Below are 7762 nucleotides of genomic sequence, written 5' to 3'. Positions count from 1 at the left end.
ACCTCACTGTTCGAACCCACCGGTGGTGGTCTCCTCGCTCGCCCTCAACTCAACGTTTCAAGAGTAGATCTTGCCTCTCATGATCTTGGCACAGAGGGGTTTGTGGGCTGTGGGCGACCGTAGGCGACGGCTGGGTTGGGTTGAGCCGTCGCGCATGGTTCGTCTGTGAGCCGAGGGCGACCCGGGGCGGCGGCTGAATCAGGGCTGGCTGTGGGGGCGTCGACGGTCGATCTCGGCCTGGACGTCCGGGTCCCAGCCGCCGCCCCAGTCCTCGGCCGCGACCGGAAGCGGCGCCGAGGCCCCCGCGACCGGATGAGGCGCCGAGGCCTCCGCCGCCGGATGAGGCGCCGAGGCCCCCGCCGCCGGATGAGGCGCCGAGGCCCCCGCCGCCGGGTGAGCCGTCGAGGTGGCTGCGGAGAGCACCGCGGAACGGCTGAGTGTCACCGCGCCGATCAGCGCTCCGATCCCGCCGAACCGCAGGACCATCTCGGCTGCCATTGCGGCTTCCAGGGGCGTCAGACGGTCGGGTACCAGGTACGACGTCACCATCAGCGCGACGCCGGCCACCAGGATCGCGTATCCGGCGAGCCCCGGTCCGGCGGCCCGCAGCCGGTGGGCGTTCACCAACCAGACGATCACCGAGATGAACAGGCCGACCACGCAGAACAGGACGGCCAGTCCGAGGAAGGCCGCCACCGCCGCGGCGATGGCCGGGATGTTCGGCCCGGTTGGTGACTGCGGTTCGCGCAGGGCCACCATCGCGGCGTAGCCGAGCACGCTGGCCAGCACGCCGAGGACGATGAAGGTCGTTCCGAAAGTGATCACCCGGCGTCCGGCCAGGTGGAAGGTGTCGTGCATGCGGTCTCCCCGTATCGATACGGGGGCATACGCTACTGCCTGCCCACCCGGCCGGATGCCCCTGACCGGAAGGGCCCGGCCGGACAAACGCGTACCCCGGAAGACGCGTACCCCGGAAGACGCGTACCCCGGAAAGGGTTTTCAGCGAAGCGGACCGACCGCGTCCTCGATCGCGCCCCGCAGAGCCGCCCCCGCGACCACCTCCCGGGTCTGTTCCAGAACCGGCGCCAGATAGAGGTCCGGCCCCGGCACTCCCGCGAACGGCTCCACCGCAGCCACCGCGGCCTGTCCCGCCGGCGACGGCTGCAGCGGCGCCCGTAGCTGGATGCCACGAACAGCCGACAGGAGTTCCACCGCGAGCAGGCTGGTCAGGTTGTCCAGGACGGTGCGGAGCTTCTTCGTCGCCGCCCAGCCCATCGACACATGGTCTTCCTGCATGCCGCTGGTCGGCAGCGAGTCGACCGAGGCCGGCGCGGCGAGGCGGCGGTTCTCCGCGACGATGCCGGCCGCCGTGTACTGGGCGATCATCAGGCCGGAGTTGACGCCGGCGTCCGGGGTGAGGAACGGCGGCAGGTCGCGGGAGCGGGTCACGTCGAGGAGCCGGTCGACGCGGCGTTCGGCGATGGCGCCCACTTCGGCGGCGGCGATCGCCAGGTAGTCGGCGGCGAATCCGAGGGGTGCCCCGTGGAAGTTGCCGGTGGATTCGACGCGGCCGTCCGGCAGGACCACCGGGTTGTCGACGACGGAGACGAGTTCGCGGTCGGCGACCTGGCGGACGAAGTCGAGGGTGTCGCGGGCCGCGCCGGCCACCTGCGGGGCGCAGCGCATCGAGTACGCGTCCTGCACCGCGTGTGCCAGGTCGTCCCGGTGCGAGTCCATGATCCTGGAGTTCTGCAGGAGCCGGTGGATGTTCGCCGCGGACGCGGTCTGGCCCGGGTGGGGGCGGATGCTGTGCAGTTCCGGCAGGAAGGGCCGTTCCGAGCCGAGCATCGCCTCGATGGCCAGGGCCGCGGTCACGTCGGCCATCGCGAACAGGTGGCCGGCGTCGGCGATGGCGAGCAGCAGCATGCCGAGCATGCCGTCGGTGCCGTTGATCAGGGCCAGGCCCTCTTTGGCGGCCAGTTCCAGGGGTTGCAGGCCGGCGCTGTGCAGGGCTTCGGCGCCGGAGGTGCGGGTGCCGTCCTTGCCGAGGACCGTTCCTTCGCCGAGTAGCACGATGGCGCAGTGGGCGAGCGGTGCCAGGTCACCGGATGCGCCGAGCGAGCCGTGTTCCGGCGCCCACGGGGTGATGTCGTGGTTGAGCAGGTCGACGAGGCCTTGGGCGAGGATCGGCCGGACTCCGGAGCGGCCCAGGGCGAGCGACCGGACCCGCAGCAGCATCATGGCCCGGACCACTTCGCGGGGCATCGGTGCGCCGATCCCGGCCGCGTGTGAGCGGATCAGGGCGTGTTGCAGTTCGGCGCGGCGTTCCGGGGCGATCGAGGTGTTGGCGAGCGCGCCGAAGCCGGTGGAGACGCCGTAGACGGGTTTGCCGGACGCTTCGATGCCGTCCACGATGGCGCGGCTGGTGGCCATGGCGTCGAGGGCGGCGGGGGAGATCTCGACGCGGGCGTTGTCGCGGGCGACGGCGATCACATCGGCGGGGGTGACGCCGGTGGGCTGGACGATGACGGTCACTGGAGCACTCCGTTGTGCACGACGGTGCGAACGAGGGGGACACCGGGCCGGTAGGCCAGGTGCAGGTGGGAGGGGGCGTCGAGCACGATCAGGTCGGCGCGGGCCCCGGGGGTGATCCGGCCGAGGTCGGGGCGGCGCAGGGCGGCGGCGGCACCGGCGGTTGCCGCGGCCACCGCTTCGGTCGGGGTCAGGTGCATTTCGCGTACGGCGAGCGCGATGCAGAACGGCATCGAGGAGGTGTACGACGATCCGGGGTTGCAGTCGGTGGCCAGGGCGACGGTGATGCCCGCGTCCAGCAGGCGCCGCCCGTCCGGGTACGGCGACCGGGTGGAGAATTCGGCGCCGGGCAGCAGGGTGGCCACGGTCTCCGACGAGGCGAGTGCGTCCACGTCGGCGTCGTCGAGGTGGGTGCAGTGGTCCACGCTGGCCGCGCCGAGTTCGACGGCCAGCCGGACGCCCGGTCCGGGTCCGAGCTGGTTGCCGTGCAGCCGGGCGCCGAGTCCCCGGGCCTGTCCGGCGGTGATGATCGCGCGGGTCTGGTCGGCGTCGAAGGCGCCCCGCTCACAGAAGACATCCACCCATTTCGCGTACGGTGCGACGGCGTCGAGCATCGGCCCGCAGACCAGGCTCACGTAGTCGTCCGGCCGGTCCCGGTATTCGGCGGGCACCACGTGCGCCCCGAGGAAGGTGGTCTCCGGTGTCAGGGTGGCGGCGATGCGCAACGACCGGGCCTCGTCGGCGACGTTCAGCCCGTACCCCGATTTGATCTCGATGGTGGTGGTGCCCTGCCGGAGGGCCTCACCGATCAGGCGCCGCGCGTTGTCGCGGAGGTCGTCGTCGCTCGCGGAGCGGGTGGCGGCGACCGTGGTCCGGATGCCGCCGCCGGTGTATGCCGCTCCTGCCATCCGCGCCCCGAATTCGGCCGCCCGGTCCCCGGCGAACATCAGGTGGGCGTGGCTGTCCACGAATCCGGGTAGGACCGCGGCGCCCCCGGCGTCGATCCGCTGGTCGGCGGCGGGCGCGCCGGCGGTGTCGCCGACCCAGACGATCCGGTCGCCGTCGATCGCCACCGCGGCGCCGGTGCGGATCTCGTCGCCGGTGAACAGCTCGCCGATGTCGGTGATCACCAGACTCACGACAGGACCTCCGTGATCGCGTTGTGCAGGGCGGCGGGCACGTCGATCGTCCGGTGCCGGCCGCCGGTGACCACCGGCCGTCCGTCCACGATCACGTCGGTGACGTCGGCCGCGGTGGCCGCGAAGAGGATCCCGCCGGGGTCGGTCCCGGCGGTGCGGACGCTGTCCAGGGCGACCGCGACCAGGTCGGCCCGCCGGCCGACGGCGATCTCCCCGGCGTCGGCCCAGCCGAGTGACGCCTGCCCGTCGGCGGTCGCCGCGGTGAGCAGTTCGGACGCGCTGAAGTGGCCGCGTTGCCGGGTCGCCAGCCGTTCGTCGAGTTCGGTGCCGCGCGCCTCCTCGAACATGTCGATCACCGCATGGCTGTCGCTGCCGAGGGTGAGCCGGGCGCCCGCGCCGGCCAGGGCCCGGCCCGGCCCGATGCCGTCGGCGAGGTCCCGTTCGGTCGTCGGGCAGAGGCAGACGAACCCGCCGCCGAGGGTCGTGATGTCAGTGTCGGACAGGTGGGTGGCGTGCACCGCGGTGGTCATCGGCCGCCAGAAGCCCGCGCCGTCCAGCAGTTCGGTGGGGGAGCAGCCGTGTACGGCCTGGCACGCCTCGTTCTCGGCCGGCTGTTCGGAGAGGTGGACGTGCACCGGCAGCCCGTCGGTCCGCTGGGCGAAGGCGGACATGCCGTCCACCGGGGCGGCCCGTACCGAGTGCAGGGCCGCGCCGATCCGCACGCCGTCGTCGTCGCGAAGCCGGTCGAACCGGCGGTGCCAGCCGTCGTAGTCGCCGTCGCCGAATCGCCGCTGCACGCCTTCCAGGGGTTTGCCGTCCACACTCGAGGTCAGGTAGACCGTGTCGAGCAGGGTGATCCGGATGCCGGCCTCGCGGGCGGCGGCGATCAGCGCGTTCCCCATCGCGTTCGGGTCGGCGTACGGTGTCCCGTCCGGCCCGTGGTGCAGGTAGTGGAACTCGCCGACGGCGGTGATCCCGGCCAGTGCCATCTCGCCGTAGACCGCGGTGGCCAGGGCGAAGTAGCTGTCCGGGTCGAGCCGGCCGGCGACCTTGTACATCAGTTCGCGCCAGGTCCAGAACGTGCCGCGGTCGCCGTGGGTACGCCCGCGCAGCGCCCGGTGGAAGGCGTGCGAGTGCGCGTTGGCGAAGCCGGGCAGGACGAGACCGTTGAGGGGATGGCCCTCGACCGGAGTGTCCGGGGTGACCTCGGTGATCAGTCCGGCTTCTTCTTTTATTCGGACATTTCTTTGGATCTTGCCGTTCATCACGGCGAGAGTCGCGTGGAAGACCGTCACCCCAGTTCCTCCAGGACCGTCGCCAGCGCCTCGATCCCCGCCTCGCAGTCCTCGTCGGACGCGTGCTCGGCCGGTGAATGCGACACCCCGGTCGGATTGCGGACGAACAGCATCGCCGTCGGGATGTGCGCGGACAGCACCCCGGCGTCGTGCCCGGCCCCGGTCGGCAGGATCGGCGCCCCGTCGAGCAGGTCCGACAGCCGCTTCGCCAGCGCCTCGTCGAACGCCACCTCGCCGGACACCGACTCCGGCGTCACGGCCAGCGCGGTGCCGTCCCGCCCGGCCCGCTCGGTAGCCTTCCGGACCACCTCGTCGACCAGCCGTTCCAGGGTGGCGGTGTCCGCGGCCCGGGCGTCCAGCCAGCCCCGGACCAGCGACGGGATGGCGTTGGTGGCGTTCGGTTCGACCTGTACCCGGCCCACGGTGGCGTGCGCCCCGGAGAGCCGGGCCTCCTTGTTCGCCGCGAGCACGGTGAACGCGAAGGTCAGCATCGGGTCGTGCCGGTCGGCCATCAGGGTGGTGCCGGCGTGGTCGCCGACGCCGGCGAAGTCCATCCGCCAGCGCCCGTGCGGCCAGATCGCGCTGGCCACACCGACCGGCACGGTCAGGGCCCGGCCCTGCTCGATGTGCAGTTCGACGAGGGCCGCGACGTTCGCGATCCGCGGGTCGTGTCCCCTCGGTGTGCCACCCAGGGCTTCGCCGAAGGTGATCCCGTCGCGGTCACGCAGGCTCGCCGCCTTCTCCGGTGTGATCGCGCCGGTGAGCAGCCGTGATCCGAGGCAGGGGACACCGAAGCGGCCGCCCTCCTCTTCGACGAACGCAGCGATCCCTATTTTTCTGGATTTATCAATCTTGTCGGCGGCGAGAAACGCGCTGACGATGCCGAGCGGACCGTCGTAGCCCCCGCCGTGCGGCACCGAGTCGAAGTGTGAACCGGTCAGCACCGTCCCCGGCGCCCACGGTTCGCCCCGCCACGCGAACAGGTTCCCGTTGCCGTCGTCGGTGACCCGCATGTCTCTTCGCGCGGCCTGCGTGCGGAACCAGTCGCGCAGCGTCAACTCGGGGGGTGTCAGCGCGTACCGCAGGTAACCGCCGCTCTCCGCCCGGCCGACCGGCGCGATCTCCGCCCAGAGTTCGGTGAAGTCGCTCATCGGGTCATCGGGATGTGCACGCCGGGCGCCGCCTGCGACTCGTAGCCCGCGTCGACGTGCCGCAGCACGCCCATCGCCGGGTCGTTGGTGAGCACCCGCTCGATCTTCTGGCCGGCCAGCGCGGTGCCGTCGGCGACGCAGACCTGACCGGCGTGGATGCTGCGGCCGATGCCGACGCCGCCACCGTGGTGGATGGACACCCAGCTCGCCCCGGACGCCGTGTTGACCAGGGCGTTCAGCAGCGGCCAGTCGGCGATCGCGTCCGAGCCGTCGAGCATCGCCTCGGTCTCGCGGTACGGCGACGCCACCGACCCCGCGTCCAGGTGGTCACGGCCGATCACCAGCGGCGCGCTGACCTCGCCCCGCGCGACCATGTCGTTGAACCGGACACCGGCCTTGTCCCGCTCGCCGTAGCCCAGCCAGCAGATCCGCGACGGCAGGCCCTGGAAGGCGACCTTCTCGCCGGCCATCCGGATCCACCGGGCCAGCGGGTCGTTGTCCGGGAACAGCTCCAGCACCGCCCGGTCGGTGGCCGCGATGTCGGCCGGGTCACCGGAGAGCGCCGCCCAGCGGAACGGGCCCTTGCCCTCGGCGAACAGCGGCCGGATGTACGCCGGGACGAACCCCGGGAAGTCGAACGCACGCTCGTAGCCGGCCAGCTTGGCCTCGCCGCGGATCGAGTTGCCGTAGTCGAACACCTCGGCGCCCGCGTCCTGGAAGCCGACCATCGCGGCGACCTGCTTCGCCATGCTCGCCCGGGACCGGTCGGTGAACTCCTCCGGCTTGGTCCGGGCGTACTCGGCCGCGTCCTCCAGCTCCACGCCGACCGGCAGGTAGCTGAGCGGGTCGTGCGCGCTGGTCTGGTCCGTGACGATGTCGATCTCGACGTTCTTGAGCAGCAGCTCGGGGAAGACGAGAGCGGCGTTGCCCACCACGCCGACGCTGAGTGCGCGCCGTTCCTTCTTGGCCTTCAGGGCGATCTGCACCGCCTCGTCGAGGCTGTCGGCGACGACGTCCAGGTAGCGGGTGTCGACCCGGCGCTGCAGGCGGGTGCGGTCCACGTCGACGACCAGGCAGACGCCGCCGTTCATGGTGACCGCGAGGGGCTGCGCGCCGCCCATGCCGCCGCAGCCGCCGGTCAGCGTCAACGTGCCGGCCAGGTCGCCGCCGTGCTTCTTGGCGGCCACGGCGGCGAACGTCTCGTACGTGCCCTGCAGGATGCCCTGGGTGCCGATGTAGATCCACGAGCCGGCGGTCATCTGGCCGTACATGGTCAGGCCCAGGTGCTCCAGCCGGCGGAACTCCGGCCAGGTCGCCCAGTCGCCGACCAGGTTCGAGTTGGCGATCAGCACCCGCGGAGCCCACTCGTGGGTGCGCAGCACACCGACCGGCTTGCCGGACTGCACCAGCAGCGTCTCGTCGCCCTTGAGCTCGTCCAGCTCACGGATGATCGCGTGATAGGACGGCCAGTTCCGGGCGGCGCGGCCGGTCCCGCCGTACACCACCAGGTCGTCCGGTCGCTCGGCCACGTCCGGGTCGAGGTTGTTCATCAGCATGCGCTTGGCGGCCTCCTGCGGCCATCCCTGCGCGGTGTACGCCGTACCTCTGGGCGCCCGGATCTCCGGCATGACTCTTCCTCCCCTTG

The 7762-nt window shown here is 71.9% G+C and carries 6 protein-coding genes; all 6 read right to left on the bottom strand.

The genetic code is table 11. From position 1 onward, the window contains the following. Window positions 1–198: 198 nt before the first annotated feature. The 6 genes from WH85_RS35245 to hutU all read right to left on the bottom strand — a co-directional run bounded on the left by WH85_RS35245 (window position 199) and on the right by hutU (window position 7745). Window positions 199–858 carry a hypothetical protein gene (locus WH85_RS35245; RefSeq protein WP_045746438.1) on the bottom strand — a complete coding sequence of 220 codons (660 nt, stop codon included), beginning with the start codon at window positions 856–858 and terminating at the stop codon, window positions 199–201. Window positions 859–999: 141 nt separating this feature from the next. Beyond that, entirely contained in the window at window positions 1000–2535 is a 1536-nt protein-coding gene (gene hutH, locus WH85_RS35240; protein WP_045746437.1) for a histidine ammonia-lyase, read from the bottom strand. After that, window positions 2532–3671 carry an imidazolonepropionase gene (gene hutI, locus WH85_RS35235; protein ID WP_045746436.1) on the bottom strand — a complete coding sequence of 380 codons (1140 nt, stop codon included), beginning with the start codon at window positions 3669–3671 and terminating at the stop codon, window positions 2532–2534. The genes hutH and hutI overlap by 4 nt, the downstream gene beginning before the upstream one ends. Further along, window positions 3668–4966, bottom strand: coding sequence for a formimidoylglutamate deiminase (locus tag WH85_RS35230; RefSeq protein ID WP_083449487.1), 1299 nt, complete (start codon window positions 4964–4966; stop codon window positions 3668–3670). Before WH85_RS35230 ends, hutI begins: the two co-directional genes overlap by 4 nt. Continuing rightward, complete coding sequence (locus tag WH85_RS35225) at window positions 4963–6117, bottom strand: allantoate amidohydrolase (protein ID WP_045746435.1); 1155 nt, start codon at window positions 6115–6117, stop codon at window positions 4963–4965. Before WH85_RS35225 ends, WH85_RS35230 begins: the two co-directional genes overlap by 4 nt. Then, window positions 6114–7745, bottom strand: a complete 1632-nt coding sequence (gene hutU, locus WH85_RS35220; RefSeq protein ID WP_045746434.1) for a urocanate hydratase — start codon at window positions 7743–7745, stop codon at window positions 6114–6116. The genes WH85_RS35225 and hutU overlap by 4 nt, the downstream gene beginning before the upstream one ends. Between the last annotated feature and the right edge of the window lie 17 nt (window positions 7746–7762).

This window comes from Actinoplanes rectilineatus (assembly GCF_000962825.1).
Classification (GTDB): domain Bacteria; phylum Actinomycetota; class Actinomycetes; order Mycobacteriales; family Micromonosporaceae; genus Actinoplanes; species Actinoplanes rectilineatus.
This window is presented reverse-complemented; position numbering and strand designations above follow the sequence as displayed.

Coding starts and splice junctions, on each gene's coding strand:
- WH85_RS35245 (WP_045746438.1), bottom strand. CDS start 858: ATGCACGACACCTTCCACCTGGCCGGACGCCGGGTGATCACTTTCGGA.
- WH85_RS35225 (WP_045746435.1), bottom strand. CDS start 6,117: ATGAGCGACTTCACCGAACTCTGGGCGGAGATCGCGCCGGTCGGCCGG.
- hutU (WP_045746434.1), bottom strand. CDS start 7,745: ATGCCGGAGATCCGGGCGCCCAGAGGTACGGCGTACACCGCGCAGGGA.